Origin of the sequence: Nocardia sp. NPDC088792 (genome assembly GCF_044750615.1) — a bacterium.
GTDB lineage: Bacteria > Actinomycetota > Actinomycetes > Mycobacteriales > Mycobacteriaceae > Nocardia.
In genome coordinates, this window is record NZ_JBIVKC010000001.1 from 287,415 (window position 1) to 313,538 (window position 26,124).

Genomic DNA, 26,124 nt, shown 5'->3' on the forward strand with positions numbered 1-26,124 from the left:
GGCCCTGTCGGCATTGCCGATTCAGCGCATGCGGAAAACCGGGCCGCGAGGGCGGAAAGGAAGGCTCGCGCCGGCGGGGGTCAGGTAGGCGTGTTCGTGACGAATGCGGAGGACGTCGCACATGCCGTCGGTGATGATGAGGATGGGGCCTTCGGCGGGGAAGTCCTCGGCGCGTTCGAGCATGCGGATGCCCGGTTGGAGGGTGGTACCGCCCCGGCCTCGGACCCGCACTCGGGCGGCGATGTCGTCCACGGGGAGATAGCCGGCATCGTAAGCGGCTGCGTCGCAGAAGATCACGCGGGCGCTGGGGACGTCGCGGGCGCGAGCGTAGGCGGCGATGGCGCCCAGGCCCTTGCCCATGAGTTCGGTGGACATGGAGCCGGAGGTGTCCAGGACCACGCCGAAGGTGGGCAACCGCACGGAGTCGTCGGGACGGTGCCAGGCGGGGCGGGGAATATCGGGGGTGGAGGATTGGCGACGGGAGGCGCGCGCATAGCTGCGGCGCTTCTCTACCGCGGGAACGTGCTCGTCGAACCATTGGGCCAGTTGGGCATCCCACGGCAGCACCGGCTGGTCCAGGGCGCGGATCTCCTGTTCCAGCCCGGCCGGCAGCAGGCCGCGGCCACTCGACAGGTGATAGGCCAGCCCCGTCGACAGGGCGCCGCGGTAATACTCGTCGAGATCGACGTAGCGGCCCGGAGCGCCGGTGTGCGGCAACGGTTCTCCGAAGATGTCGGACTTGCCGCGGCCGCGCAGGGTGGCGAGTTTGCGCAGCCGGCGCAGGTCACCGGAGATGCGGTCGTAGATCTGTTCGGCGGACAGGCCCTTCAAATCCGGGTCGTGCAGCAGGCCCTCCGGGAGTTCGCCGACGCCCATCTCGACCAGCCAGCCGTTGACCACGTAGTCGCAGGCCACATTGAACAGGTAGTGGTCGCGCCAACCGGCGCGTTCGCCGTGTCGCAGTGCGGCATGCAGCATTTCGTGGCCGAGGACGAAACGCCATTCCTCGTCGGTGAGACCGGCGAACGGGTTGATGTAGATCTCCGCCGCCTCGGCATTGACGGCGGCGATGGAAATATCCCAGCCGCGCGCCACTTCCGCGTCGGCGACGATCTTCATCCCGGCCGCGAGCGCGCCCAGCAGCGGGTAGGAGGAGACGAACCAGTTGAGGGCGCGATCCCATACGCGCAGCACCTTCGCCGCGCCGCGCGTGACATCGCGGCCGGCCTCGGCGAGCGCATCGCGCGCGGCCTCCCCGACACCGGTCGCGAACTTGGTGCGGTGGTCGGCACGCTTGGCGGTCTCGGCGTCGCCGATCAAGAAGTCGGGAAATTCGTGCCGCCGATACTCATCGGGAACACCACCGTCCCACCAGCGTTCGGCCAATGCGAGTTCCACCGTGCCGCCCGGGGCGACCGGTAACTCCGCGGGCGGGCGGCCGATCTTCAGCGTCAGCAGATATTGGTCGATGAGGGTGCAGCAGGCCGCCCGGTAGGCCGTATGCGGCTGGAAGGGGAAACTCAACCAGCTGGGCGTGTAGGTGTTCGCCTCGATCACACGCTGCGGCATTTCGCGAGGATCGAGGTGGCCGAATCCCGCGTGCAGCAACAGGTGCGCGAAGGTCCACGCCCATTCCTCCGCGGTGGCGCGCGTTTTCGGGTTGTAGTGGATCGTCCCGAACCCGGAGATCATCGCCGGTACGTCGGAAGGCAGGTCGCCAACGGCCTCCACGAGCCCGTTGTGCACCCGCCGGAAGATGGGATGATCACGCACCAGCGCCCACCCGTTGTGCCGATGCTCGGCCCACGGATCGGATTTCGTGCGGCGCTTACGCGTCTGACGTCCCGCCATCGACTATCTCCGCGCGGCCAGCCGCGGCAGATCGCGGGTGACCTCCACCAGGAACCACGACGGCAGCACCGGTACCCCGTCCTCGTCGGAGGCGATGACCAGCTGTGCGCACTCCACGGAGATCTCGGCCAGCTCGGTGAGCATCGTCTTCGCGCGCAGCACAAAGCGTTTCACCCCGGCCGAGGCGTGCTCGCGGGACGCGGGCAGCTCCTTCACCAGCCGCGCGCGGAAGGTCTCGGACAGGAAGTACAGCAGATCGCGATCGGCGGGATCGCGCGGCCAGGCCGCCTCGCCCTTGATGACCGCTTCGAGGTCGAAGGCGTGCCGCACCGTCTTGACGTACGCGCGGAACGCGGAAGCGTGTGCGGTGGTGAGGGTTCCGGACGCCACCACCCACAGGGTCGTATCGTCGATGCCGTCCCCGTAGGAGTGCAGCGCATCCGAGAGCATGTGCCAGCCGCGTGGCGTCGAGAACGGCTGCTCGGTCTTGGGCGGCGCCGACCACAGGTGATCCGGCCGCTGCACGATGTACTCCACCACCCAGCGGTGAATGTCATTGTGCGCGGCCCACTTCAGCCAGTCGTCCACATCGGCGCGCAGATGCATGTGCACCATGCGGTTCACCAGCGCCGACGCCATGGGCCGGGCCAGCGCGTTGTCGGTGGCCCGGTTCCCCGCCCCGATCACCACCGACCCGGCGGGCAGCTCGTAGTTCCCGATCCGGCGGTCCAGGATGAGCGAGTAGAACGACTTCTGCACCTCGGCGGGCGCGGCATTCAACTCATCGAGGAACAGGCAATACGGCTCCGAACGCGCGATCATCTCCGGGGGCGCGAATCGGCTCCGATCCTCGACGATCTGCGGTACTCCGATCAGATCCTCCGGCGCCAGCTGCGTACCCAGCAGGGTCACGCATTCCAGCCCGAGCCCCTCGGCGAACCCGCGCACGAGTGAACTCTTCCCGATTCCGGGCGCCCCCCATAGAAATACCGGACGCACGACCGCGACATGCAGCAGTAACTCCGGCAACTGATCCGGCGTCACCGAGACAGTCGCTTCCAAACGTGTCCTTCCTAGCTGTTGATATCAGTCAAGGCTAGGCAAGCACGTCACCGGCGATCCACTGATTTTCGACCGGAGGGTCAGTAGCCCTGGGGGTAGTAGGGCTGCCCCTGCTGTGGGTAGTACTGCTGTTCCCGCAGGTACTGGGCCTGCTGCGGCGGATAGTACTGGCCGTACTGCTGGTCGTAGAGGTACTGGGCCTGCTGCGCGGCCTGCTGGCGCGCCTGCTCCTGTTCCAGGTGGTTCAGGCGGCGGTTCTCGAAGTGCTTGTCGACCTCGGCGCAGGCGAATCCTGCGATGAGTTCCTTGCCGAGTTCGTGATGCTCCTGGATGCCCTCGCGCTCGCGATGATGTTCGTACATGCGCATCGCCTCGAAACCGGCTGCGCCCGCGATGAGTTCGTGCGTCCAGTTGTTCTCCGGCGCCTGACCGCCGTAGACCTGGTTGTGCATCTCGTGTGACTCGAACATCTCGAAGAGTCCCATCGGGCCCTTCCCCTTTTCTCCCTGCAGATACTGACGAAATCGACAGTACCGGTGGAACTCTCGCCGGAGCCCGGGTCTCAGCAACCTCTCGAGCAAGGGGGGCGATAGCCTCGGCGACATGCGCATCGTGCTTGACGACCTCACCGGAGCGGACGTGATCGCCCTGCTCGAGACCCATTTGGCCGAGATGTACGACAACTCTCCGGAGGAGAGCGTGCACGCCCTCGACCTCGACCGGCTGCGCAAACCGGAGATCACCTTCTGGTCGGTATGGGACGGGGACGAGCTGGCCGGCTGCGGGGCCCTGAAGGAACTGGACCCGCAGCACGGCGAGATCAAGTCCATGCGGACCGCCGCCGCCCGGCAGGGCCGGGGCGTGGCCGCACTGCTGTTGGCGCACATCATCGAAACGGCCCGGGCGCGCGGATACGAGCGGCTGCACCTGGAGACCGGCGCCCAGGAGTTCTTTCTGCCCGCCGTACGACTGTACGAGCGGCACGGATTCACGCATTGCGGCCCGTTCGCGGACTACACCGCGGACCCGAACAGCGTGTTCATGACATTGCCCCTGTGAATGTCAGGCTCGCGCAACGGCTCTGGGGACCAGGCCGTTGAGGCCCGCCACCAAGGCGGCCAGCACCGCGAACACGAACGCCATCAGCGCCAGTCCGCCGAACAGTGACGGATAGCCCTGGCTGCGCGGATCGATGAACGGATACGGATACCAGTCCACCAGCGGCCCGCGCAGCAAGGTGTACGCGCCGTAGACGAGTGGATAGATCAGCCAGCCCAGCACTACCCGGACGGTCAGCTTGATCCCCGCCGCGGCCACCAGCAACCAGTCGGCCACCATGACGATGGGCTGGATCCGGTGCAGCGCGTCATTGGTGAGCCGATCGGTCAGCATGACGTCGACATGCGCGAGCAGCACCGCGTAGATGATGCCGGTGATGACCAGGTAGAGCGTGCCCGCGCCGCGCACCAGCTGCCAGCGCCGGCTCTGCGGATCGCGCAACCCGCCGACCAGCAGCACCACCACGGCCAACAGGTTCGACTGGATGGTGAAGTAGCTGAAGTAGTTGGCGTACGAATACTGCGCATTGCCGAGGTTGCTCAGCGGGATCCAGCTCAGTGCCACGACACCCATCAGTCCGAACCCGATGCGCAGCGCGCGAATCCATACCGGCGTTCCACCTCGTGCGGCCATGGGCCGATCGTCGCACGGAAAACGGCCGGAATGCGGACGATACGCCGATCTAGCACACTCCCGGCAAGCGCGGCCATGCGTGGGCGGCGCCCGGTGAGATCGGTATCGCAGCACCGCGGCGACCGGCCCGGAGCAGCCTTTCGCTAGGCTTGACGATGCAATGACCAGGACCGCCGCCACCTTTCGCGAGCTTCGTTCCCGCCTGGCCGATCTCTCGATCCGCGACGAGTACCGACTGCGTCGCCGGCTCGACAAGGCCCGCGGCGGCGATCTCACCGATCTCGAGACAGAGATCGACGCCGCCCGGCAACGGGTGGAGAACCGCCGTACCGCCGTACCGGTCATCCGGTACCCGGAGCAGTTGCCGGTCTCCGCGCGCCGCGACGATATCGCCAAGGCCATCGCCGAAAACCAGGTCGTGATCGTGGCCGGTGAGACCGGCTCCGGCAAGACCACGCAGCTGCCCAAGATCTGCCTGGAACTGGGCCGCGGCATTCGCGGCACCATCGGCCACACCCAGCCACGGCGACTGGCCGCGCGCACGGTGGCCGAGCGCATTGCCGAGGAGCTGGACACCGAACTCGGCGATGTCGTCGGTTATACGGTCCGCTTCACCGATCAGGCCTCGGATCGCACGCTGGTCAAGCTCATGACCGACGGCATCCTGCTGGCCGAGATCCAGCGCGACCGGATGCTGCGCCGCTACGACACGATCATCATCGACGAGGCGCACGAGCGCAGCCTCAATATCGACTTCCTGCTCGGCTACCTCAAGCAGTTGCTGCCCAAGCGGCCGGACCTGAAGCTCGTCATCACCTCCGCGACCATCGATCCGGAGCTGTTCGCGCGGCACTTCAGCGATGAGAACGGCACGCCCGCACCGATTGTGGAGGTATCGGGGCGGTCGTATCCGGTGGAGATCCGGTATCGGCCGCTGTCGCTGGAGATCCCGGTCACCGCCGAGGATCCCGATGACGAGGACACCCGGGTAGTGGACCGCGATCCCACCGATGCCATCGGGGATGCGGTGCGCGAACTGTTCGCCGAGGGCGACGGGGACATCCTGGTGTTCCTGTCCGGGGAGCGCGAGATCCGGGATACCGCGGACTCCCTGCGCGATATGAAGCTGGCGCGCACCGAGATCCTGCCGCTGTACGCGCGGCTCTCGGCGGCCGAGCAGCACAAGGTGTTCAGCGCGCACACCGGCCGGCGCGTGGTGCTCGCCACCAATGTCGCGGAGACCTCGCTCACCGTGCCCGGCATCCGGTACGTGATCGACCCTGGTACGGCGCGCATTTCGCGATACTCCATGCGCACCAAGGTGCAGCGGCTGCCGATCGAATCGATTTCGCAGGCCTCGGCGCGGCAGCGGTCGGGCCGGTGTGGTCGCGTGGCGGACGGTATCGCCATCCGGCTCTACGCCGAGGACGACTTCGAATCCCGGCCGCAATTCACCGAACCGGAGATCCTGCGCACCAATCTGGCCGCGGTCATCCTGCAGATGACGGCGCTGGGACTCGGCGATATCGAGAGCTTCCCGTTCGTGGAGGCCCCCGACGGGCGGGCCATCCGCGACGGCATCGCACTGCTCGAAGAGCTGGGCGCGCTGGCCCGCCGCACCGAGGGCGAGACCGGTCTCATCCCCGACGCCGGCCTGGTCCTCACCCCCATCGGGCGGGAAATGGCCCAGCTACCGGTGGATCCGCGCATGGCGCGCATGCTGGTCGAGGCCAACCGCACCGGCTGCCTCCCCGAGGTGCTGATCATCGTCGCGGCCCTCTCGATCCAGGATGTCCGCGAACGCCCCGTCGAACACCAGCAGGCCGCGGACACCAAACACGCCCGCTTCACCGTCGAGGGTTCCGACTTCCTCGCCTACCCGAAGCTCTGGGACTACCTCCGGGAACAGCGCAACGCCCTGTCCTCCAACCAGTTCCGCCGCCTCTGCCGCGACGAGTTCCTCCACTACCTCCGCATCCGCGAATGGCAGGACCTGCACGGCCAACTCAGAACCATCACCCGCGGCCTGGGCTGGAACACCGACTCGAACGACCCCGACGACCGCCGCGGCGGAAACACCGACACCACAACGGAATCGATCGGCGCGAAGGTCGATACCCGCGGCGGCCGCTCCCGCCGGGGCGGAAACTCCTCGGGCCCTGCGGCGGCCGACGGCAACGGCGGATCGGCAACCCGGGCACCCGCACAGTCCGCCACCGGCAGAGGCCCACGCGGACAACGCGCGAGCGGCTCATCCGACGAGGCGGGTCCGGCCCACACACGTGGAGGCACTCCGAGCGCGGAGGCGGGGAGCCGGCGTGAGCGCGGAGCCGACCGGTCCGCGGCGACCGGTGGTACCGGCACGGGCAGTACCGCGAATTCACGCGGTTCCAACGACTCCGCGACTGCGCGCGGCGTGAATACTGCCGCGCGCGGTGCGGATACGCGCGGTGGCGAGGCCGGGGGTAGAAACGGCCGCGGGGATCGGTCCGCTGTGGCGCTGGCGGCGGCGGATGATGCTTTGCCGTGGGACATTACGTCCATACATCAGGCGCTGCTGGCGGGCATGCTGTCGCATATCGGGGTGCGGGAGGCGGAGAGCCGGGAGTTCTTGGGCGCGCGGAATGCGAAGTTCATGATTTTCCCGGGGTCGTCGCTGGCCAAGAAGCCGCCGCGGTGGGTGATGGCGGCCGAGCTGGTGGAGACGTCTCGGCTGTGGGGGCGGATGGCGGCCCGGGTGGAGCCCGAGTGGGCGGAGCGGCTGGCCGGGGATCTGGTCAAACGTACCTATTCCGAGCCGCATTGGTCCTCGAAGCGGGGGGCGGCGCTCGCCTACGAGCGGGTGACGTTGTACGGGATTCCGCTGGTTACCCAGCGACGAGTGGATTTCGGGCGGATCGATCCGGAGCTGGCGCGGGAACTGTTCATCCGGCATGCGCTGGTGCAGGGCGAGTGGCAGACGCGGCACGACTTCTTCGAGCGCAATCGCGAATTGCTGGAGGATGTGGCCGATCTGGAGCATCGGGCCCGGCGCCGCGACATCCTGGTCGACGATCAGGTGCTGTTCGACTTCTACGACAAGCGCATTCCCGCCGATGTGGTGTCGGTCCGGCACTTCGACAGCTGGTGGAAGAAGGCGCAGCGCGCGGATCCGAATCTGCTCGACTTCACCTCCTCGACGGTGGTGAACGACGATGCCGCCCTGCTGGATCCGACCGCCTATCCGGACAGCTGGCGGCAGGGCGAGCTCACCTTCCCGCTCACCTACCAGTTCGAGCCCGGTCAGGCCGATGACGGTGTGACCGTGCACATTCCGGTGGCGCAGCTCGCGCATGTGCGGGACGTCGGCTTCGACTGGCTGGTGCCGGGCATGCGCGAGGAACTGGCCACGGCCTTCATCAAGACGCTGCCGAAGCAGTTGCGCCGCTTGGTCGTTCCCGCCCCCGATTTCGCCCAGGCGGCGCTGGCCCAGCTCACACCGCGCGCGGAACCACTACGCACCGGCTTGGCACGCGAACTGTCCCGGCTCGGCTCGGTGACCATCACCGCGGCCCAGCTGGATCCGGCGGGACTGCCCGACCATCTGCGCATGACCTATGCCGCGACCGACCCGTCGGGTGCGCTGGTGGCGCGCAGCAAGAGCCTCGCCGAGCTGAAAGCCAGGCTGTCGGAGCAGGTTTCCAAGTCGGTGGCGCGCGCCAACAATGCCGCCGAACGGCCCGCGGCCACGGTATGGACCTCCGAATCGCTGGGCACCCTGGAGTCCTCGGTGAAGCGGCAGGTCGGCGGGCAGACCATTACCGGCTATCCGGCGCTGGTCGCGGAGCCGGAAGGCGTTGCGGTGCGGGTGCTCAGCTCCCCCGCCCAGCAGGCCGCGGCCATGCGCACCGGCACCCGCGCGCTGCTGCTCGGCGCCCTGCCGGGCAATACCCGCGCCGTCACGGCCGGACTGCCGCCGCAGGATCGCCTTGCGCTGAGCCAGAATCCGTACGGTTCGCTGGACGCGCTGGTGGAGGACTGCCGGGCCTGCGCCGCCGATGAACTCATTGCCGCGAACGGCGGGCCGGTACGCAGCCCCGAGCAGTTCCGGACGCTGGTCGAACAGGTCCGGCCCGGGTTCACCACGGCGGTGGCGAATATCGTCCGCACCGTGGTGCCGGTGCTGGCGGAGGCGCATCGGGTGCGCGCGGCGCTGGCCGAGAGCCGGGACCGCGAGGCCGCCGATGATGTCACGCATCAGCTCGATGACCTGGTGTTCCCCGGTTTCATCGCCGAATGGGGCAGTGCGCGCCTGCGGGAACTCCCGCGCTATCTCGAGGCCGCCCGCCTGCGGCTGGAGGCGCTGCCCGCCGCCGCCAATCGCGATCGTCAGGGCATGATCGAGCTCGACCGCGTGCACGCCGCCTACGACAAGCTCGTCGACGCCCTGCCCGAAGCGCGCAAGGGCGGCCGGGACATCATCGAAATCTGGTGGATGATCGAGGAATTGCGGGTGAGCCTGTTCGCGCAGCAGCTCGGCACGCCGTATCCGATCTCCGCCAAGCGCATCGAGAAGGCCATGGACGCCGCGCGCCGGCCACCCCAGCAACGCCGCTGACCGGATATGAGCCGGTCCGGATAGCTGTTGTCGTACAACAACTATCCGGACCGGAAAGTCAGGGTGGTTCGGTTATTCGGCGACCGCGCCGACCGCGTGTTCGGCGCGGTGTTTGCGCAGTTCGGCGATCTCGTGCTCGAAATCCTCGGCGGAACTGAAGGATCGGTAGACCGAGGCGAAGCGGAGGTAGGCCACTTCGTCGAGGTCGCGCAGCGGGCCGAGAATGGCCAGGCCCACCTCGTGGCTCGGCACCTCGGGGGAACCCTTGGCGCGCACCGCATCCTCCACTTGCTGGGCGAGCAGCATGAGCGCGTCGTCATCGACCTCGCGGCCCTGACAGGCCCGGCGGACGCCGCGAATGACCTTTTCGCGGCTGAACGGTTCACTCACGCCGGAGCGCTTGACCACCGATAGGATCGCGGTTTCCACCGTACTGAAGCGGCGCCCACACTCCGGGCAGGCACGTCGCCTCCTGATGGCGGTGCCTTCCTCTGCTTCACGCGAGTCGACCACCCTGGAATCCGGGTGGCGACAGTACGGGCAATGCATCCGGGATCCTTTGTCGATGCGTGGGCTCCACAAAAACCTCGAGCAATCTCGAGGATACCCGGCCGGCCGCAGAAAGGGTGCGGCCGCCCGGGTTACCGGCCCCCGATCAGGCCGTCAGCTGCCATCCGGTGGTGAGATCGCCCAGCAGATCCGGCAGCCGCACGAGCAGCCGGCCATCGGCCAGCTTGGCCGAGAAGGGCTCGGCCAGAACAGGTCTCGCCATGGCCGGATTCGCGCACAGTTCGAGGTAGCGGGGCAGCAGGTCGTGGGTGATGTAGTTCCAGCGGGTATCACGATCGGCCCAGTCGAAGTCGGGCAGCGGCACGCGCAGCGACATGGCGCCCGCGGTGATGGTGGTGGGCGCGAACACGCCGGGCGCGAGGACACCGGGTACCGCGGCCTTACCGGCGATCGTGCTGACGTAGGTCATCACCCGGCCCATGTCGCCGCGCCCCTGAGCGGTGACATCCCATTGGTCGGCGATGATCTGGTTCTGCTCGCGATCGGTCATGCGCAGGGCCGCGTCGTTCAGCCCCCAGGGCGTGCCGGCGGCGATCTCCCGCCAGGCGGTGATGGCATTGTCGTCGAGGACGCCGGCCCGGTACATCTCCTCGACCCCGGCCGGGCCCGCGGCGGCGTAGGCCTCGTGCATGGGCACCTGGTCGATGAAGATGTGCTTCTGCATGATCATGAGCCGGGTCTGGTACCAGCTCAGATCGGCGGCGGTGAGCCGCTCGCCCGCGGTCCCGAGCAACCGGATATCGCCGGGCAGCCGATTCAGCAGGTCCGGCGGCGTGCCGCGCAGCAGATCGGCTACCGCGCCGCCCAGTTGGTGCATGCCCGGCACGCTGACGATCGAGGCGACATCGCTCATATCGAAGAAGCCCGAGGCGAACGAACCGCCCGCCAGCCCGGCCAGGCCGGTCCAGTAGTAGTCCGGGTGCGCATTGTTCAGCCGCAGATAGTTCACATAGACCTGGGTGAACGTGCCGGAGTTCGCGGCCACGCCGCGTCGCGGATCCCACGCGGCCAGATCGATATCCGCATTGCGGGTGGCGACGACCAGCCAGTACTGGTGCAGCAGTGTGGCGTAGCGCCGCGGTGCGACGCCGGCCGCTCGGGCCTCGTCCAGTGCCGCGCCGAGTTCGCCGGCATCCAGCGGCAGCGCGGGGTTCAGACCGCCGCCACCGGATCCGTCGCCATTGATCGACGGCAGATCCAGGTATGCGGCATAGGCGGATTCGGCGTGCGCCGCCGGAACCGACATCAGCCCGAGGGTGAGGACGATGCCCAGTCCGGCCGTGCGGACGATTCCCCGGAATCCCGCCGTCCGTGTTCGCCGTCGTGATCCGCCGTTACCGTGCGCCATGGCGCCCCCTGTCGAGATTCGCCAGGCCGCCGAGATGTTGCCTGGGTCACTCGGGACGGTAGCAACGCGTTTCAGTTTTCAATCTGCATATTCGGCCAAACCCCTGGCCGACCGGCACAACCTGGTGCCGGGACAACCCCGCGTCAGAGTCAGCGCGCGGGCGACATCTGCACCACGGGCGCGGTCTGGGAATCGAAGTTCCCGGCGCGCAGCTGCGCGAGGCCGATGAGGCCCGCTACGGCGAGAGCGCTGACGAGGGCGGTGACGGCGAGGGCGGCGAAGCCGACCTGGGCGCGCTGCACCCGGGTGAGCGGATGCCGGCCGTGCGCGCGGGTGGCGACACGTCGTTCGACGACGTGGACGCGGCCGGCCCGGGCCCGGTCACGAGGGACCGGCTGCAGCCGCGCCCGGCAGGCGCGCTGTTCGAGCACGGGACGACGGGGTACGCGGGTGGCGACGGGCGCGGGGAGCCGGTTGTTCCGGATCTCGACAGGGATGCTGTCGAACCCGAGATCGGTTCCGGGCGTATCGATTTCGTTGACCACAGTGCGCATCGAACATACCTCCAAGGTGGACTGACCGGATGATGCTGGACGACTGACTCGCTCATGTGTTCGAAGAACTGATGTTCGAATTTCTACCACGCCCCGCCGACAATGTCACCGACATCCGCGACATGCGTCGAACAGATGTTTGATCACAGGCGTCACACGGGCTACAGTCGAGGCACAGCATCCCGGGGCGCCGGCAACACTGCCCCGGTGATCGAATTCCGATGAGACGCAAGCGGGAACGGAGGACTGCGGCGGTGAGCGAACACGGCAGCGTGGACGGTGACAACGGGCAGGTCGGTCTTGCCGGTGACGGCGCCCCCGAATCGCCCGGCACCGGTACGGATCTGACGGTTCGCCAGCGCAAGGTGCTGGAAGTCATCCGCAGCTCGGTCAGCGATCGCGGGTATCCGCCCAGCATTCGCGAGATCGGTGACGCGGTCGGCCTGACCTCCACCTCCTCGGTGGCACATCAGCTACGCGCGCTGGAGCGCAAGGGCTACCTGCGCCGCGACCCGAATCGTCCACGCGCAGTGGATGTCCGCGGTCTGGACGAGACGGGCATGCGCGCCGCGGCGAACGTCTCGCAGCTACGTGCGATCGGCGCCGACACCGAGGCCGAGGGTGAGCACCCGATCCCGACCTACGTTCCGGTCCTGGGCCGGATCGCCGCCGGTGGCCCGATCCTGGCCGAGCAGGCGGTGGAGGACGTGTTCCCGCTGCCGCGCGAATTGGTCGGTGAAGGTTCGCTGTTCCTGCTGAAGGTGGTCGGTCAGTCCATGATCGACGCCGCCATCTGCGACGGCGACTGGGTGGTCGTGCGCCAGCAGAACGTGGCCGACAACGGTGACATCGTGGCCGCCATGATCGACGGCGAGGCCACGGTGAAGACGTTCAAGCGCACCGGATCCCAGGTGTGGCTGATGCCGCACAACCCCCTGTTCGAGCCGATTCCGGGCAACGACGCCCAGATTCTCGGCAAGGTTGTCACGGTCATCCGCAAGATCTGACCGTGCGCACTGCCGTGACCCGGCGGCCGCCCCGCAGACCGGGCGCCGGGTCACAGCAGTCGTTCCTTCAAGCAGTCGTCTTTCAGGAGACGGTGCCGCCCCAGACTGCGTGCGCCCCTGAATCTCCCACGCGATAGGTCTGCCAGGTGGCGGCGCCACCGGCCACGACGACCAGTATCGCGATCACCGTCAGCAGTGCCCGCCCGATCGGCTTGCCCCGATTCCCGCGCACATGCACGAAGACCAGTACGGCCGCCGCAATCACCAGCGCCACAACGAAGTACACCAGCTGATCACCCAGATGCTGATGATGTTGAATGGCAGGCGTATTGCCGACGTGGTCCCGGAACCACTCCCCCGCATTCGTGGTCAGCGGCGTCAGGATGAGCATGCCCACCGCGAGCAGCGCCGTCGGCCAGATCAATCGCACCCTGGCCGCCGGCCATACCGCACACAGGATCAGCAACACCGCCGTCAGTGGCACCAGCACCACAATGAAGTGCACCAACAGCACATGTGCGGGCAAACCATTGAAAGTCGACATACTCAGCGCATCCTCGCTTCCGAAGCAACCCGGCGTAACCGGAACAACGTAAGCGAGCGCCACCCGGTTCGATCGTGAACCGACCCCGTGTCCCGGGTTATCGGCGCGGCGGCGTCAGCCCGAGTTCTCGGATCAGACGATCGATCTCGCTGCGATAGAGCTTGCCGGGATCGACGATCCGCGCATCCAGCCGGCCATGGGCTTCCAGATCGCCTTGATCGACTAGGCGGAGCTGCCGCGATTCGTGCAGCGCCGGTTCACTATCGGCTACTGAACCGAATCGCTGACGGAACGAGTGGGCACGTCCTCGCGGACGCGATGGATGAGGACGGTCTGGGCATCCTCGACCGGGGCCTGGGCCGATTCCATCGGGGACGGCGGGGCCGCCGGGGACACCGGGCCGAGGTGGGCGCCGCGGGCGAAGCCGAGGACCTCGTACTGGGCGCCGATGATCATGGCGGCCGAGGTCTTGTCCTGGGAGATGAAGCCCTGATCGGGGCCGAGCACCTGGCGCAGGGATTCGAGCCAGCGATGGTCGAGGACGCGGCAATCCGCCCAGGGGAAGTACTCGAGGCCGGTGCGGAGGAAGAAGCGGTCCCCGATGTGGGCCTGCCGCAGCAGATCCAGCACCCAGGCATCGATGCCGTGCGGCTGGGCATTGCGGTAGATCCGGGTGCGCGGGGCGACCGAGCCACCAGCGAATTCGTCGAAGGAGTTCAGCAACTCGACGGGAAACTCATCGATCCGGACGAAACCCACCACGTCCAAACCATGCAGTTGCTCCGGAAGTTGGGCGGCAATCCTGCGCTCGTCGTGCAGTTTGAACTTTCTATTGATGTTCTCGGTGCGCATTTGTCTCCGATTCCCTGCTCCTACTCCCCGGAACAGTAGCACGTACCCAACCGTTTCAAACCAACTTGAGCTACTGACCAGTAGAAATTTTCACACCGCGCCGCAATGGACCCGCTACTTATTAGTGGATTGCAGTACGATGCGCGGCCGGTCACCGTTACCGCTGGTAATAGGTTCCGGTAATGATCTCGCCCTGGCTGGCGAGGCCCGGATTGCCGCTATCCCAATAATTTCCGTGCGCCCACGGAAAAACGGGAATATCGGGCATTAGCGGAAAGTTGGCACCGGATCCGGCGGACTCGAAAACGGTGGCGCCGAACCCGGGATCGGTCGGTTCCGGACCGTGGACGAACCGGCCGAAGGCCGGTACCGGATCGCCGGGGGCGGCGGTGGCGAAGACATGGGATCCGTTCCGGTCCGGGCTGATTCCGTCCAGGCGCAGATCCGTCACGCGGTCCACGTCCAGGCCCGGGCTGCCGGCCAGGATCAGATCATCGGCGGCCAGCGAATTACCGTGCGCGGCTGCGGCGCCGATGAGGGTGGTGCCGTAGCTGTGGCCGACCACGACCGTATGCGCGGGCGCCTCCCGGTGGGTGACCCGCAGACCCGCCTCGAATCGATCCAGCCGGGGCGCACCGGCATCGGCCGCGCGGTCGCTCGTGGCCGCGAGCAGATCGGGCGGCGCGTCGTAGCCGTACCAGGCGATGACGGCGGTGCGCGCCCGGTGATCGGCGGCCGCGGCGGCATCGCGCAGGGTGGTGGCCCGCGCGACGCCCTCCGCTATATCGCTCAGCGTCGCACCGGTTCCGGGGACGAAGGTGGCGATATTGCGGGCGGCATCGGGATTGCCGAGGGCGATGATGCCGTGGCTGTGGTCGTCCACGCCGAGCAGATAGCGGCCCGGTTCGAGATCACGGGCGACGATCTCGTACTCGGCCAGCCGGGTGGACAACTCGACGCGCTGCGACTCCCAGGGGCGCAGCTGAATCCATTCCTGCGGGGTGGTCGGCAGCTCATCGCGGCGGGCCCAGCCCGGATGCCGACCGTCCAGGATGGCCAGCCGGGATGCCGTCGTGGTGCGCAGCCGTTCGAGCTCGAGCCGGTTGTAGAAGTCGCGATCCAGCACCGGAATCCCGTCCCGGCCGCCGAGCGCCGGATCATAGGCGAAGAGCGCATCCCGATCCGACGGCGGCAGCGAGTCCCACAGTGCACAAAGCGCTTTCGGCTCGTCGGGCAGTGCCGCCCTACCATCGATGATGTCGGCGACGACCCGGCTCATCGCCCCGCCCTGCGGCGCGTGACGCAGCGCGATCAAGGTCTCCACCGCAGCCGCGAGCCGCGCTGCCACCCGCGCATCGATCTCCCCCGCGGTCTCCAGCAGCGAGATCAGCCGCGCCTGCAACACCTGCGCCCGCGCGTCGAAACACACCTGCAACGCCAGATCCAACGCCGCATTACCGGTGTCCGCCTGCGGCGCAACCACACTCCCGTCTTCCCCGACGACACATCCGTGATCACCGGCCTCGGCCGCTATATCGAGGACGGACTCCCGGACTCCTGCCAGGGCGCCCGCCTCGGCCAGCGCATCCGCGATCCCGAGCACTGCCGCACTCAGATGATTTGCCGCCAACTGGGATTCATAAGCCCGCAACGCCCCCGCGGTGGCCGCCGCACCTCGCCATCCGTCGACCACCGCATCGACCCGGCGCCCCACGCACCGCATGGCCTCGGCAAATCCGAGATTCGCCGCGGCCAGCGCATCAGAAGCCGCCGCAGCCGCTTCCGGCCGCCACCCCCGCACCTGCGACACGGTCGCCCGCACCACTCGCCCCGATCTCAAGTTGTTGCCGGACATGGGCCACCGGCCACGCAGTGGCGGACTGCCTGGGCCCGCACGCGCTGGAACCGATGGCGCGGGCGACCACGATCACGTGGTGCGCGCGGAACTCGCGGTCAGGGTAGGTCGTGGAGGTAGTGGTCGAGTTGGGTTTCGAGGGCCTGGTCGGTGGCTTCGTAGGTGGTGGCGCCGTGATCGGCGGTGTCGGCCAGGGTGTGCAGGCGGGTGGACATGGTGTGCCAGGCGTCGGAGAGGGGCGCGTCGGCGCCGGCCGCCGCGGCGGCTATGGCGGAGTTCGGCATGGCGCGGCCGACTTTCGCGATCAGGTCGATCGGGTCGATTCCCGCTATGACGTCGGCTTGGCCGCGGAGGTCTGCCGCCATGCTGCGGAGAGCTTCCAGGTCGGCTCGGAGCATGTCCCCCATGTCTTCCCCTTCTTCCGAGCCGAACTCTAATCCGGGGAAGTGGGGTCCGCGAGGTGGGCAGCGAAACTGTGGAGAACCGGGCTGCTATCCACAGCCGCCCGGGCACACAGCGCTAGCGCTCGCGGCGGGCGGCCTCGCGGGCCAGGGCGCGATCGCGCTGTTCCTCGAAGCGGATCACGTCCTTGGCGGCCTGGTCCAGGAAGGCGGCGAGCTCCTCACGGGTGCGCTCGCCCTCGGCGGTGAAGTCGGTGCGCTCGAGGATGTTCCATTTGCGCAGCACCGGCAGCACCACCTCTTCCAGGTGCTGGCGCGGATCGTAGATGCCGTGCTTGGCCATGAGCACGCCATTACGGCGGAAGTTCGGCATGCCCGCGCCCGGCATGCGGAAGTTCCGGATGACCATGGCGATGGCGTCCAGGGTCGCGTCGGGCACCAGATCCAGGGCGGCGGCGCAGATATTGCGGTAGAAGACCATGTGCAGGTTCTCGTCGGTCGCCACCCGCGCGAGCATGCGATCGGCGACCGGGTCGTCGCACACCTTGCCGGTATTGCGGTGCGCGACACGGGTGGCCAGCTCCTGGAAGGTCACGTAGGCGACGCCGTGCAGTACGCGGTGGTCGCCGGTGCCGGTGGGGTCGTCGACGCCCTGCGAGACGCAGGTCATGCGGGCCTGTTCCAGCGCCACCGGATCGACGCCGCGGGTGACCACCAGGTAGTCGCGCAGCACGATGCCGTGCCGGTTCTCCTCGGCGGTCCAGCGGTCCACCCAGGTGCGCCAAGCTCCTGCGCGGGAAAAGGATTCGGAGATGAGCCGGTGATAGCTGGGCAGGTTGTCCTCGGTGAGGATATTGGTGATCATGGCCGCGCGGGCCACTTCGCTGAGGCCGGATTCGGCTGGGCTCCAGTCGGTTCCGCCCATTGCCGCGAAGTTGCGGCCCTCGTCCCAGGGCACGTAGTCGTGCGGATGCCAGTCCTTTGCCAGCGAGAGATGCCGGTTCAGATTCGATTCCGCGACCGGCTCCAGCTCGTTGAGCAGTTCCAGTGGTGTCATGGATTTCGCCACAATCGTGTCCCATCTTCACGTCGCCGGCAGCACCCCACTGTGGCCGAGCCTACTCGCGTGATCAGCGAATTGTGCTGGGCCACAGAGAAGACGACCGGTCTGCACGCGATAGCCGCGCTATTTGCCACCGCTCGGCTGCGGCAGCGGCAAGCCGGGCAGTCCGGCATCCGGTTGCCCGGGACCGCTCTTGGCGCCGATGTCCTTGTAGCCGAATACTTTCCAGTCACCGCCGACCTTCATGAGATCGACGTACTCGGTGACCGATCCGGTGGTCGGATCATTCTGTCCAGGGGCCTTTCCGGTCAGTTTCACGACCGCGAGCACCCGGATCAGATTGTCGTTCTGACTGACGACCGCCGAGTCGGAGACCGCGCCGGTCATGCTGGCATTCGCCTCGGTGAGCAGGCTGAGCAACGCCTTGGTCTGCCGTACCTGATCCTTCAAGGTGTCCGTGGTGGCCGCGATCATGGCGGTATTCCACTTCGCCATGCCCTTGTCGTTCGCCGCGTCCACCGTGTAGGCGGTGGACAAGAAGTCGGCGCCGGCCTTGGTGGCGGCGGCGCGATCGGCGGCCCGGGCGTCGAATCCCGCCGCGGTATGCCGTAACTCGTCGGTCGCTGCGGCGAAATGCCATGCGCCGATGGCGGATCCGAGCACCGCCAGCAGGGCCACGACGACGGCGGCCAGGGCGAGCGGCGTGCGGATCGTACGAAGGGATTTCGCTGCGGCGGGGGTTTTCATGCGTCGCTCTTCCGTACTCATCGCGGGGCCTGATCGCCGGTGGTCGGCGCGGGGGTGTCGGCGGCCGGCGGCGCGGCAGGCGCGGCGGCCGGCGGTACGCCGCCCGCGGGTCCGTAGCCCGAGACCTTCCACTGCGCGCCGATCTTGCGCATGTCTACCAGTGCGGAGCTGTCGGTTGTTCCCGGCTGCGGGTTGGCCGGATCGGTGCTGCCGGTGGATTCGATGACCGCCAGTAGGGTGATCGCGTCATCGTTCTGGGAGACCACGCCGATGTCCTTGACGCTGCTGGTCATATCCGTATGCGCCTTGACCAGCTTGTCGAGCACCTGCCGCCACTGGCCCAGCTGATCGTGCATGGAATCGGTGGTGGCCGCGAGTACCGCGCTGTCCCAGTGGTCGAGGCTGCTGTCGTTCACGGTGAACATGGTGGTGAGGAAGTCCGCCCCGGCCTTCGAGGCGGCATCCCGGTCGGCGGCCTGCGCTCGCGCCGCCGCGACCTGGTCCGCGGTGTTCCCGTGTTCGTACGCGAAATACCCGCACGTGGAGCCCATCCCGATCACGATCACCGCGACGGCCCCGGCGACGATCAGCCGGCGACGATCGAGCGCGATCCGCCGGTCGCGCCAGGAACCCCGGCGCACCGGCCGTTTCGCGGCGGCCCGCTTCACCTCCCCCGAAACGGCCGTGTCTGCCGCGACTGCCGCAGTCTCTTCCGTGCCGGTTTCGGCCACGCCGGTTTCGGCCGCATCAGTCTCGGCCGGGATCACTTCGCTTGCCGCGCTCTCGGTCCCGGTCTCGTCATCAGCCGATCGGGCGGTCCTGGTCGTCATGGTCGGCCTCCTATCGCGGTTGGTCGGGGGTGGTCGGGGTGGCAGGTCCGGGCGCCTGGGTGGCGGCCACGTCGGTGGTGAGGGATTGATCGCCGCGGCCGGAGTCGACGGCCTTCCAGCCGCTGTCCTGCCGCGCCACCTCGACCCAGACCGCGGAGGTGGTCTTGACCGGGTCGGGGGTCTGGATGTTCTGGGTGCTCTCGTCGAGCTGGGCGACCACCCGCACGGTCTTGTCGGTCTGCGCCGCGCAGGCCACGTCGGCGACGGTGCTGGATTTGAGCAGCTTCCCGGCCTTGATCAGGGCGGTATTGTCCTGTCCCACTGTGGGATCGGTGAAGTAGTCGTGAATGGTCCCGGCGGTGAGCCCGGCAATGCGCGGGGTCCAGTCGTCGGGCTTCCGATAGTCGAAGTTATTGGCGGCCAGCAGGAAGTCGGTGCCGGCCTTGATGGCGGCGGTGCAGTCGGCTTCCTTGCGCCGGTAGTCGGACAGTGTCGCGGACAGGTCCTTGTTGCGATCGGTGAGGTCCCAGTTGCGGTAGGTCATCACCCCCACCACGGTCGCGATCACCAGCAGCGCGGCCGCCAGTCCGAGCAGCGGGATGGGTATCCCCTTGTCGTTCCAGTCTTTCCAGCGAGATGTCATCCGTACCCTTTCTCCCGCTAGTGCGGGATGTCGACCAGTAGCCGGAAGCCCTTGCCGTCCGGGAAGGCGGCGAGCAGGCCGTCCATGGTCTTGCCGAGATCGAGGTCGACGTGCTCGGCCGGATCGAACAGGTAGGGCCGCAGCACTTCGAGCGCGGGCCCGCCCTTGCCGATGAGCGTGGTCAGGTATTGCACCAGCCGCTGTCCGAGCGGAATGAACGGAATCACTTCGCGCCCACCGCTTTCCTGGGTGATGCTGATGAGCTGGTCGAGCAGCACCGGCAGTTCGGGCAACAGGGTGTGGGCGAGCCGATCCGCGGTGGAGCGCAGCAGGGTGAGTTTGTCCCCGGTGGATTGCGTTGCCGCGCCGGCCAGGAAGCCGAGCAGCCGCTGGATGAGATCCCGGTTCTGCCGCAGCGTGGTCGCGAACATGCTGCCGGAGTCGACGAGCTTCTGGATGCTCGGCCCCACATCCTGGATCGCGACATCCGCGCCTTGCAGGATGGTGTTGATGGCATTCGGATCCAGCTGCGCCATCACGCCCTGTACGCCGCCGAGGGCACGCGCGATGGTCAGCGGTTGCACCACCTGCCCGGCCGGCACCAGCGCGCCGTTCGAAAAGTAGGGCCCCTGTGCCGATTTGGGCGCGAAGTTGATGTACTGCTCCCCCACCGCGGACAGGTTCGCCACTGTCACAGTGGCATCCGCCGGGATGTGATACTGCGATTCCACCGAGAGCCGGGCCAGCACCCCGCCCTCGGCCTTGGACAATTGCTGGACGCGCCCCACCTGCAGCCCGTTCAGGGTGACGGGTGAGGTCTGCATGAGCCCACCGGAATTCGGCAGCAGCACCCGTAGCGCGTAGCTCTGTTCGCCGGGCCGGAATCCGAAGACGCCGTAGGTGAGGTAGGCGGAGGCGGCGAGCGCCATGAACACCATGGCCAGCGCCGAGGCCAGGATCTTTCGGGTCATCGCAGCAACCCCACGAGTTTCAGGATCGGATCCACCCGATCGCGGAAGGCCTGTTCATTCGCGGCGGTGATGCGCGCGTCCCGGTCCGGATCCCCGGTCAGCAGGTCCGGCGGCGTCTGCGGCACCACATCGGAGACGACGAAGGAAGGCAGCCCGCGCGCCGACAGGAAGGGCACGATCTTGTTCTCCAGCAGCGCGTTCACCGCGGCCAGGGTGCGCGGCACCTGATCCGGCGCGGCCATCATGGCCTGCAGCAGCGGCGTCCACGCGTCGAGGAAGCCGTTGGCCAGCGAAACCCGTTTGGCCACTGCCGGATTGCTCTTGTCGATCAGTACGTCACCGGCGTAGGAGGCCAGATTCCGGAGTGCGTCGACGAAGTGCAGGATGTCGGGCAGCACATGCTGCACCACGCCCAGCAGCACCGGCGCTTGATCGAAGACGAACCGCCACACATCGTCGGCCTGCCGGAAGGTGTCCAGCGCGGCGGTGGCATTGTTCAGGATCTGGCTCAGCTGCGAGGTGTTCTGGCCGATGCGGTCGATGGTGACCGCGAATTTGGCCATGAAGTCCTTGAAGTCGCCGGCGTCGGGCGGGAACGCCCCGTTGACGCTGGTGACGAAGCTCTGCACGAACGGCACATTGCCGCCGGTGACCCAGCTGACCACCGCGGTCATGTACTGCTCGACGGTGGTGGCCTGTTTGGTCTGGGTGATGGGAATGACGCTGCCCTGCGACAGCATTCGCCCCGAGGTCTGTCCCGGAATGCTGAGTTTGACGAAGGTGTCGCCGAACAGGGTCTGCTGGGTCATCTCCACCTGCGTCTCGGCGGGCAGGTGCACGTTCCGGTCGATATCGAGGATGGCGGTGGGCTGGTAGTAGGGCTGTTGATCGGCGGGCAGCTGCGGGACGTGCGCATCGGGCCGCGGTCGCACACTGACCGATTCGACGATGCCCACCTGCGCGCCGTTGAGTTCGACCTTGGTCTTCAACGGCAGGGACAGCACATCACCGAATTCGACCCGGACCTGATAGGTGGGTTTGCCGTAGCGGGTGCCGGGCAGCGGCATATCCAGGGGCCGCACGGCGCAGCCGGAGACCGCCGCGATCGTCAGCGTCCCCAGTAGCGCTGTCTTCCAGTGTTTTCCGCGCATGCTCATCACTTCCCCCCGGCCGCGGACATGACCAGCTGCACCAGCCCGAAGTCGACGGTGTCGCCGGGCGCGAAGTTCCGATCGCATTGCGGGAACCAGGGTTTGGCCATGGCGCAGACGTCCTGCGCCAGCGATGGATCGATGCGGAAGCTGGGCGGTACGAGTTGGATCTTGCCCGCGCCCAGGTTCTCGTCGAAGGCCCGCAGGGCGCCCTGTAGTGCGGGCGGAATGTCCTCGGCGAAGTCCACCGCGTGCTGGGTGTGGTCGAGCACCTTGAAGAGGACCGGCATGAGCCCGTCCAGGCCCAGCATGATGAGCTTGCCCCACTTGTAGATGAGCAGGTTCATCAGCGGCGGCACCCATACCGCGATATCGCTGACGATCCCCACCAGATCCGGCCCGATGCGGTTGATGATGTTCAGCGCGTCGGTGGTGGCGTCGAGCAGGAAGTCCCCGTCGGAGACGCCCTGATCCAGGTTCTGCCCGACCTTCCGGAACTCCTTGAGAATGGCCATCATCAGGTAGTTGGCGCCGGCGGCGGAGTCGCCGAGGATATCGCTGAGATTGCGGATGGCCCCGTTGAGCGGCACCGCGCTGTCGTGCACCTGGGTGGCGATGCGCTGCAGGGAATCACCCAGCACAGTGGGCGCCGCCTGTTGCAGCGGCGCGTCGCGCGGTTTGCCGGTGAGGTCCTCGGACAGGTTGGCGATGGCTCGCATGGATTCGGTGAAGCCGACCGGCGTCTTGGTGCGATCCTGCGGAATGCATGTGCGGTAGTCGAAGGTGCCGCCGCCGTTGTAGGCCGGCCCGAGTTCGATATGCCGGTCGGTGACAATGGAATTCGCGATGGTGACGGCGCCGAGCTGCTGCGGCAGCCGGACCTTGCGGTTCACGGTCATGCGGACGGTCACGCCGTCGGTGCGCGGTTCGATGCCGACGATATTGCCGACCTGGATGCCGAGCATGGTGACCCGATTGCCCTTGTACAGCCCGACGGCGTCGCGGAAGTCGGCGCACAGGGTGAGCGGGGCCTCGGTGCTGTCGTAGTACTGCTTGCCGGTGACGGCCACGATGAGCCCCATCACGACGGCGACGACGCCGACCAGCGCACCGATGCGTCCGCGGCGTGAGCGCGGGAACACGCGACCGCGGAAGGCCGGCAAGGGATTTCGCACGCGCATTGCTCAGCACCCCGGCTTTCCGTGCGGGCACAGCGGGGTATCGGTGATGGTGGCTCCCGATTCGTCGATGCGCAGATAGGGATTGTCGGAGTTCTTCGCGAACCAGTGGAGGAGCGCGGAGGCATTGCGGTCCAGGCTCGCCAGCGCGTCCTTGTTGCCGACCAGGTCCGCGACTTCCTTGTCCAGGCTGTCGTAGAGCGGTTCCAGCGCGGGCCCCAATTGCTTGTCGGCGAAGGAGAGCACCGGGGTGACGTAGTCGAACAGCCGCCGGATCTGCGCCACCAGGGCGACCAGTCCGTCCCGATTGGCCGCGACCACTCGGTACAGCTCGAGCACGTGCTGGCCGGCCAGTTGCAGCCGGTCGAGCTTGTTGGTCAGCGTCTCCAGGTATTCCTTGGCCACATCGAGGGCCCGCGCGAATTCGTCGCGCCGCTGGGCGATGATGCCGGAAAGACTGTTGACGCTGTTCAGGATTCCGTTGAGCGCATCCGGCTGTTGTTCGAAGGCGCCCGCCAGTCTGCCGATGGTCTCGCGCAGTTTGCCGGCGTCGAGGGAAGCCAGCGCCGGTGTCGCCTGTTCCAGCGCGGACGAGAGGTCGTAGGGAGTCCGGGTGTGCTCGCGCGGAATGATCTTGCCCGCGGCCGATCCCGGCCCCTGCGGTTCGATCGACAGATACCGCCCGCCGATCGGGGTGAGCAGTTTGATCACCACGTGCGAGTCCAGCCCGACCTGGACCTTGCTGTCCAGCCCGAAGGCGATCTCGGCGTGATCGCCGACCAGCGTGACGCTGCGCACCTTGCCCAGCGAGATGCCCGCGACGCGCACATCGTCGCCGGTGCGCACATCACCGGAGTTGAGGAAGTCGGCGCGATACACGGTCTGCCCGAAGGGAATCACGAAGGCCCCCACGGCGGCCACCAGTGCCGCCACCGTCAGGATGATGGCCGCGACGCCGACCCGGAATTCGAAGCGGAGCTGTCCTTCCGCGCTGCGGATGGTCAAGCGCGGCAGGCCGATTCGCGGTCTCGGCGGGATCTTCCAGGCGCGGTTCATCGGCATTCCCCCATTCGCTCGATGCCCATGAGAATCGTGGCCGGGATGGGCAGTCCACTCAGGCAGCTCCAGGTCTCCCCCGACTTGGGTTCGTCCACGAGACTGTCGAGGGTGTGCGCGGCCAGCGGGGCGGCGGCCAGCGTCTGGCGGATGAAGCCGGCCAGCTCCGGTCCGAGCAGATCGTTGTAGAGGCGGTCCATGCCCGGGAAGTTGTCGTAGTAGATGCCGACGAGCCGATCGAACAGCGGCATGAAGGCGTTCATGCCCGGAATCGCCTTGTCTATCAGGCCTTTCAGTGAATCCATCTTGCCGTAGAGCTGATCCACCAGATCCAGCAGCTGGTCGATCATGTGGTCGATCTTGGATGATTGGCCCTGGAATCGATTGACCAGTCCGGAGAGATTGTCGGCCAGCAGGGTGACCGTCGGTTCCTGGTCGGAGGCCACCTTCAGGATCTGGTTCAGGTCGTCCATGACCGGTCCCAGGCCGCGCCCGTCGCCGGACACCACCAGCAGCAGGTTCTCCAGGAACTTGTCCACGGAACCGGAGGACAGGGTGTCGAAGATGGGCCGGACGGCGTCGAAGAGTTCGGAGATGTCGAAGGAGCCGTGGGTGCGTTCGATGGGGATGGTGGCGCCGGGCGGAATCTTGTTGCCCGGCGCCGCTTTCTGTTGCAGGGCCAGGTAGCGGTCGCCGACCAGCGAGGTGAACAGCACCGATACTTCGGTGTTGTCGTACACCTCCTGGCCTTCGGCGACGGTGAACTGCACGAAGGCAACATTGCCGTCGAGGGCGATATCGGTGACCTTGCCGACCTGTACGCCGGCCATGCGCACATCCGAACCCTGCTTCAGACCGGAGACGTCGGTGATGTGCGCGTTGTAGCCGCGCACCTTGTCCTTGACCGGCGTCTGCAGCGCCGTCCAGATCATGGCGCCCATGAGCATGATGACCACGCCGACGATGCCCAGCCGGATGGCCGCGGAGCGAACGGATTTCACCGGTCTCCTCCCTGCGGTGCGGGCGCGCTGAACAGCCCGGGTGGAATGGGCAGGCCCGGTATCCGCAGTAGCCCGGGGATCAGCGACGGGCCGCCGGGTACCGTCTGCGGCCCGGCGGCGACCACCTTCGGGTCCCCCGCCAGATACGGCAGCCCGGCCAGCAGCACCTGCAGCCGGAGCGACACCGTCCCATCGGGATTCGCGACGAAGGCCTGGTCCACCGCGTCGAGCAGTTGCGGGATCCGGTTGTAGAAGCTGGTGAGTCCGCCCGCCGCGCCCGAGATCGGCTTCGCGATACTGAGCAGGGCGTCGACCACCTGGGTGAAACCCGGTTGCGGCACGATATTGATGGCATCGCCGATGACCTGCCCGATGACCGAGACGATGGCCTCGAAATCGTCGCTGCGCCCGGTCAGGAAGGCGATGCGCGCCGCCTGCGCACGGAAGATGTCGAGTGCGCCGTGCGCGACGTTCACCAGGTCTCCGCTATTGTCGGCGGCCGCCTGCAAGGCCGGCCGCGGATCCACGCCGACCAGGATCTGGTCACCCACTTTCATGCGGCCGAGATCGATTGCGGTGGAGATCATCCGGCCGATCCCGTCGGCGCTGCCCTCGAAGTTCAGCACCTTGCCGATGCGGTCGATGGGACCGGTGTCGATCTTGCCGAGCTGGTCGCCGACCATCCGGACGATGGATGTGACCGTCACGGTCTGAGAGTCGGCGGGCAGGGTGATGGTGGCCCCATTGTGCAATTCGGTGCCGCGCGGGCCGAGATAGAACAGTTCCAGGGCCGTCATGCCGAGTGTGTTCGAGGAGACGAACCGGGCGTGCACATTGGCGGCCAGGAACTTCGCACTGTCCGGCTCGACCGAGATCTGCAGGAATTGTTGCTGCGCCCCGCGGCTTTCGACCTTGCTCACCTGCCCGATGCGCAGTCCGTCCATCTTGACGTCCGCGCCGGAGACGATGCCCTCACCGACCTGTTCGGCCTGGATATTGACGATGAACTTCGGCGTGAAGCCGCCCTTGATGTAGACGGTGAACAGCAGCGACACCACTACCAGCACCGCGCCGCCCACGATTCCGGTGAGCAGCAGTTGCCACGAGTTGGGCCCGCGTCCGTTGATGGCCTGATATTTCGCGATTCCCAT

The 26,124-nt window shown here is 67.3% G+C and carries 24 protein-coding genes; 3 read left to right on the plus strand and 21 right to left on the minus strand.

Going from position 1 to position 26,124, the window contains the following annotated elements:
- Nucleotides 1–21 precede the first annotated feature (21 nt).
- The 3 genes from ACIP5Y_RS01395 to ACIP5Y_RS01405 all read right to left on the minus strand — a co-directional run bounded on the left by ACIP5Y_RS01395 (nt 22) and on the right by ACIP5Y_RS01405 (nt 3,398).
- Entirely contained in the window at nt 22–1,851 is a 1,830-nt protein-coding gene (locus tag ACIP5Y_RS01395; protein WP_400346537.1) for a hypothetical protein, read from the minus strand.
- Nucleotides 1,852–1,854: 3 nt separating this feature from the next.
- The gene (locus tag ACIP5Y_RS01400) at nt 1,855–2,913 is read right to left on the minus strand and encodes an AAA family ATPase (protein ID WP_400346538.1); all 1,059 of its coding nucleotides are present in this window, start codon (nt 2,911–2,913) and stop codon (nt 1,855–1,857) included.
- Nucleotides 2,914–2,993: 80 nt separating this feature from the next.
- A complete protein-coding gene (locus ACIP5Y_RS01405) occupies nt 2,994–3,398 on the minus strand; it encodes a DUF3759 domain-containing protein (RefSeq protein ID WP_400346539.1) in 405 nt (134 codons plus the stop codon).
- 118 nt (nt 3,399–3,516) lie between these two features.
- On the opposite strand from ACIP5Y_RS01405, the gene ACIP5Y_RS01410 reads away from it, so the two are divergent.
- Entirely contained in the window at nt 3,517–3,972 is a 456-nt protein-coding gene (locus ACIP5Y_RS01410; RefSeq protein ID WP_400346541.1) for a GNAT family N-acetyltransferase, read from the plus strand.
- 3 nt (nt 3,973–3,975) lie between these two features.
- On the opposite strand, the gene ACIP5Y_RS01415 is transcribed toward ACIP5Y_RS01410, so the two are convergent.
- Nucleotides 3,976–4,605 (minus strand): Pr6Pr family membrane protein, encoded by a 630-nt coding sequence (locus tag ACIP5Y_RS01415; protein WP_400346543.1) that lies wholly within the window; start codon nt 4,603–4,605, stop codon nt 3,976–3,978.
- Between the two features lie 160 nt (nt 4,606–4,765).
- Between ACIP5Y_RS01415 and hrpA the strand changes: the two genes are divergently transcribed.
- A complete protein-coding gene (gene hrpA / locus ACIP5Y_RS01420; protein ID WP_400346545.1) occupies nt 4,766–9,202 on the plus strand; it encodes an ATP-dependent RNA helicase HrpA in 4,437 nt (1,478 codons plus the stop codon).
- Between the two features lie 72 nt (nt 9,203–9,274).
- Here hrpA and nrdR read toward each other — a convergent pair whose 3' ends face one another.
- From nrdR to ACIP5Y_RS01435, 3 genes are all read right to left on the minus strand, one after another.
- The gene (gene nrdR / locus ACIP5Y_RS01425; protein WP_397010253.1) at nt 9,275–9,751 is read right to left on the minus strand and encodes a transcriptional regulator NrdR; all 477 of its coding nucleotides are present in this window, start codon (nt 9,749–9,751) and stop codon (nt 9,275–9,277) included.
- A 106-nt stretch (nt 9,752–9,857) separates the two neighbouring features.
- Entirely contained in the window at nt 9,858–11,120 is a 1,263-nt protein-coding gene (locus ACIP5Y_RS01430; protein ID WP_400346547.1) for a hypothetical protein, read from the minus strand.
- Nucleotides 11,121–11,269: 149 nt separating this feature from the next.
- Nucleotides 11,270–11,674 carry a hypothetical protein gene (locus ACIP5Y_RS01435; protein ID WP_400346549.1) on the minus strand — a complete coding sequence of 135 codons (405 nt, stop codon included), beginning with the start codon at nt 11,672–11,674 and terminating at the stop codon, nt 11,270–11,272.
- 344 nt (nt 11,675–12,018) lie between these two features.
- Here ACIP5Y_RS01435 and lexA point away from each other — a divergent pair, with 344 nt between their 5' ends.
- Complete coding sequence (lexA, locus tag ACIP5Y_RS01440) at nt 12,019–12,681, plus strand: transcriptional repressor LexA (protein ID WP_400349053.1); 663 nt, start codon at nt 12,019–12,021, stop codon at nt 12,679–12,681.
- Nucleotides 12,682–12,763: 82 nt separating this feature from the next.
- Here the strand turns inward: lexA and ACIP5Y_RS01445 are convergent, their stop codons facing one another.
- The 14 genes from ACIP5Y_RS01445 to ACIP5Y_RS01510 form a co-directional block, all read right to left on the minus strand.
- Nucleotides 12,764–13,225, minus strand: coding sequence for a DUF2231 domain-containing protein (locus ACIP5Y_RS01445; protein WP_400346550.1), 462 nt, complete (start codon nt 13,223–13,225; stop codon nt 12,764–12,766).
- Between the two features lie 267 nt (nt 13,226–13,492).
- Nucleotides 13,493–14,077, minus strand: coding sequence for a hypothetical protein (locus ACIP5Y_RS01450; protein ID WP_400346552.1), 585 nt, complete (start codon nt 14,075–14,077; stop codon nt 13,493–13,495).
- A gap of 157 nt (nt 14,078–14,234) precedes the next feature.
- A complete protein-coding gene (locus ACIP5Y_RS01455; RefSeq protein WP_400346554.1) occupies nt 14,235–15,887 on the minus strand; it encodes an alpha/beta hydrolase in 1,653 nt (550 codons plus the stop codon).
- Between the two features lie 143 nt (nt 15,888–16,030).
- On the minus strand, nt 16,031–16,339 hold the full coding sequence (locus tag ACIP5Y_RS01460) for a hypothetical protein (protein WP_400346555.1): 309 nt from the start codon (nt 16,337–16,339) through the stop codon (nt 16,031–16,033).
- 112 nt (nt 16,340–16,451) lie between these two features.
- Complete coding sequence (locus ACIP5Y_RS01465) at nt 16,452–17,390, minus strand: acyl-ACP desaturase (protein ID WP_400346556.1); 939 nt, start codon at nt 17,388–17,390, stop codon at nt 16,452–16,454.
- Nucleotides 17,391–17,519: 129 nt separating this feature from the next.
- Nucleotides 17,520–18,143, minus strand: coding sequence for a hypothetical protein (locus tag ACIP5Y_RS01470; RefSeq protein WP_400346557.1), 624 nt, complete (start codon nt 18,141–18,143; stop codon nt 17,520–17,522).
- A 17-nt stretch (nt 18,144–18,160) separates the two neighbouring features.
- Entirely contained in the window at nt 18,161–18,973 is an 813-nt protein-coding gene (locus ACIP5Y_RS01475) for a hypothetical protein (protein ID WP_400346559.1), read from the minus strand.
- A gap of 10 nt (nt 18,974–18,983) precedes the next feature.
- Entirely contained in the window at nt 18,984–19,616 is a 633-nt protein-coding gene (locus ACIP5Y_RS01480) for a hypothetical protein (protein WP_400346560.1), read from the minus strand.
- Nucleotides 19,617–19,633: 17 nt separating this feature from the next.
- Complete coding sequence (locus tag ACIP5Y_RS01485) at nt 19,634–20,587, minus strand: MlaD family protein (protein WP_400346561.1); 954 nt, start codon at nt 20,585–20,587, stop codon at nt 19,634–19,636.
- On the minus strand, nt 20,584–21,744 hold the full coding sequence (locus tag ACIP5Y_RS01490; RefSeq protein ID WP_400346562.1) for an MlaD family protein: 1,161 nt from the start codon (nt 21,742–21,744) through the stop codon (nt 20,584–20,586). Before ACIP5Y_RS01490 ends, ACIP5Y_RS01485 begins: the two co-directional genes overlap by 4 nt.
- Complete coding sequence (locus ACIP5Y_RS01495) at nt 21,744–22,919, minus strand: MlaD family protein (protein WP_400346564.1); 1,176 nt, start codon at nt 22,917–22,919, stop codon at nt 21,744–21,746. The genes ACIP5Y_RS01490 and ACIP5Y_RS01495 overlap by 1 nt, the downstream gene beginning before the upstream one ends.
- A gap of 3 nt (nt 22,920–22,922) precedes the next feature.
- A complete protein-coding gene (locus ACIP5Y_RS01500; RefSeq protein WP_400346565.1) occupies nt 22,923–23,972 on the minus strand; it encodes an MCE family protein in 1,050 nt (349 codons plus the stop codon).
- On the minus strand, nt 23,969–24,973 hold the full coding sequence (locus tag ACIP5Y_RS01505; RefSeq protein WP_400346567.1) for an MlaD family protein: 1,005 nt from the start codon (nt 24,971–24,973) through the stop codon (nt 23,969–23,971). The genes ACIP5Y_RS01500 and ACIP5Y_RS01505 overlap by 4 nt, the downstream gene beginning before the upstream one ends.
- Nucleotides 24,970–26,124, minus strand: a complete 1,155-nt coding sequence (locus ACIP5Y_RS01510; RefSeq protein WP_400346568.1) for an MlaD family protein — start codon at nt 26,122–26,124, stop codon at nt 24,970–24,972. Before ACIP5Y_RS01510 ends, ACIP5Y_RS01505 begins: the two co-directional genes overlap by 4 nt.

Excerpts from the sequence above, each read along its gene's own strand:
- ACIP5Y_RS01395 (WP_400346537.1), bottom strand. The coding sequence starts at position 1,851 with ATGGCGGGACGTCAGACGCGTAAGCGCCGCACGAAATCCGATCCGTGG.
- ACIP5Y_RS01405 (WP_400346539.1), bottom strand. The coding sequence starts at position 3,398 with ATGGGACTCTTCGAGATGTTCGAGTCACACGAGATGCACAACCAGGTC.
- ACIP5Y_RS01410 (WP_400346541.1), top strand. The coding sequence starts at position 3,517 with ATGCGCATCGTGCTTGACGACCTCACCGGAGCGGACGTGATCGCCCTG.
- ACIP5Y_RS01415 (WP_400346543.1), bottom strand. The coding sequence starts at position 4,605 with ATGGCCGCACGAGGTGGAACGCCGGTATGGATTCGCGCGCTGCGCATC.
- hrpA (WP_400346545.1), top strand. The coding sequence starts at position 4,766 with ATGACCAGGACCGCCGCCACCTTTCGCGAGCTTCGTTCCCGCCTGGCC.
- nrdR (WP_397010253.1), bottom strand. The coding sequence starts at position 9,751 with ATGCATTGCCCGTACTGTCGCCACCCGGATTCCAGGGTGGTCGACTCG.
- ACIP5Y_RS01430 (WP_400346547.1), bottom strand. The coding sequence starts at position 11,120 with ATGGCGCACGGTAACGGCGGATCACGACGGCGAACACGGACGGCGGGA.
- ACIP5Y_RS01435 (WP_400346549.1), bottom strand. The coding sequence starts at position 11,674 with ATGCGCACTGTGGTCAACGAAATCGATACGCCCGGAACCGATCTCGGG.
- ACIP5Y_RS01445 (WP_400346550.1), bottom strand. The coding sequence starts at position 13,225 with ATGTCGACTTTCAATGGTTTGCCCGCACATGTGCTGTTGGTGCACTTC.
- ACIP5Y_RS01450 (WP_400346552.1), bottom strand. The coding sequence starts at position 14,077 with ATGCGCACCGAGAACATCAATAGAAAGTTCAAACTGCACGACGAGCGC.
- ACIP5Y_RS01460 (WP_400346555.1), bottom strand. The coding sequence starts at position 16,339 with ATGGGGGACATGCTCCGAGCCGACCTGGAAGCTCTCCGCAGCATGGCG.
- ACIP5Y_RS01465 (WP_400346556.1), bottom strand. The coding sequence starts at position 17,390 with ATGACACCACTGGAACTGCTCAACGAGCTGGAGCCGGTCGCGGAATCG.
- ACIP5Y_RS01470 (WP_400346557.1), bottom strand. The coding sequence starts at position 18,143 with ATGAAAACCCCCGCCGCAGCGAAATCCCTTCGTACGATCCGCACGCCG.
- ACIP5Y_RS01475 (WP_400346559.1), bottom strand. The coding sequence starts at position 18,973 with ATGACGACCAGGACCGCCCGATCGGCTGATGACGAGACCGGGACCGAG.
- ACIP5Y_RS01480 (WP_400346560.1), bottom strand. The coding sequence starts at position 19,616 with ATGACATCTCGCTGGAAAGACTGGAACGACAAGGGGATACCCATCCCG.
- ACIP5Y_RS01485 (WP_400346561.1), bottom strand. The coding sequence starts at position 20,587 with ATGACCCGAAAGATCCTGGCCTCGGCGCTGGCCATGGTGTTCATGGCG.
- ACIP5Y_RS01490 (WP_400346562.1), bottom strand. The coding sequence starts at position 21,744 with ATGAGCATGCGCGGAAAACACTGGAAGACAGCGCTACTGGGGACGCTG.
- ACIP5Y_RS01495 (WP_400346564.1), bottom strand. The coding sequence starts at position 22,919 with ATGCGCGTGCGAAATCCCTTGCCGGCCTTCCGCGGTCGCGTGTTCCCG.
- ACIP5Y_RS01500 (WP_400346565.1), bottom strand. The coding sequence starts at position 23,972 with ATGAACCGCGCCTGGAAGATCCCGCCGAGACCGCGAATCGGCCTGCCG.
- ACIP5Y_RS01510 (WP_400346568.1), bottom strand. The coding sequence starts at position 26,124 with ATGGGAATCGCGAAATATCAGGCCATCAACGGACGCGGGCCCAACTCG.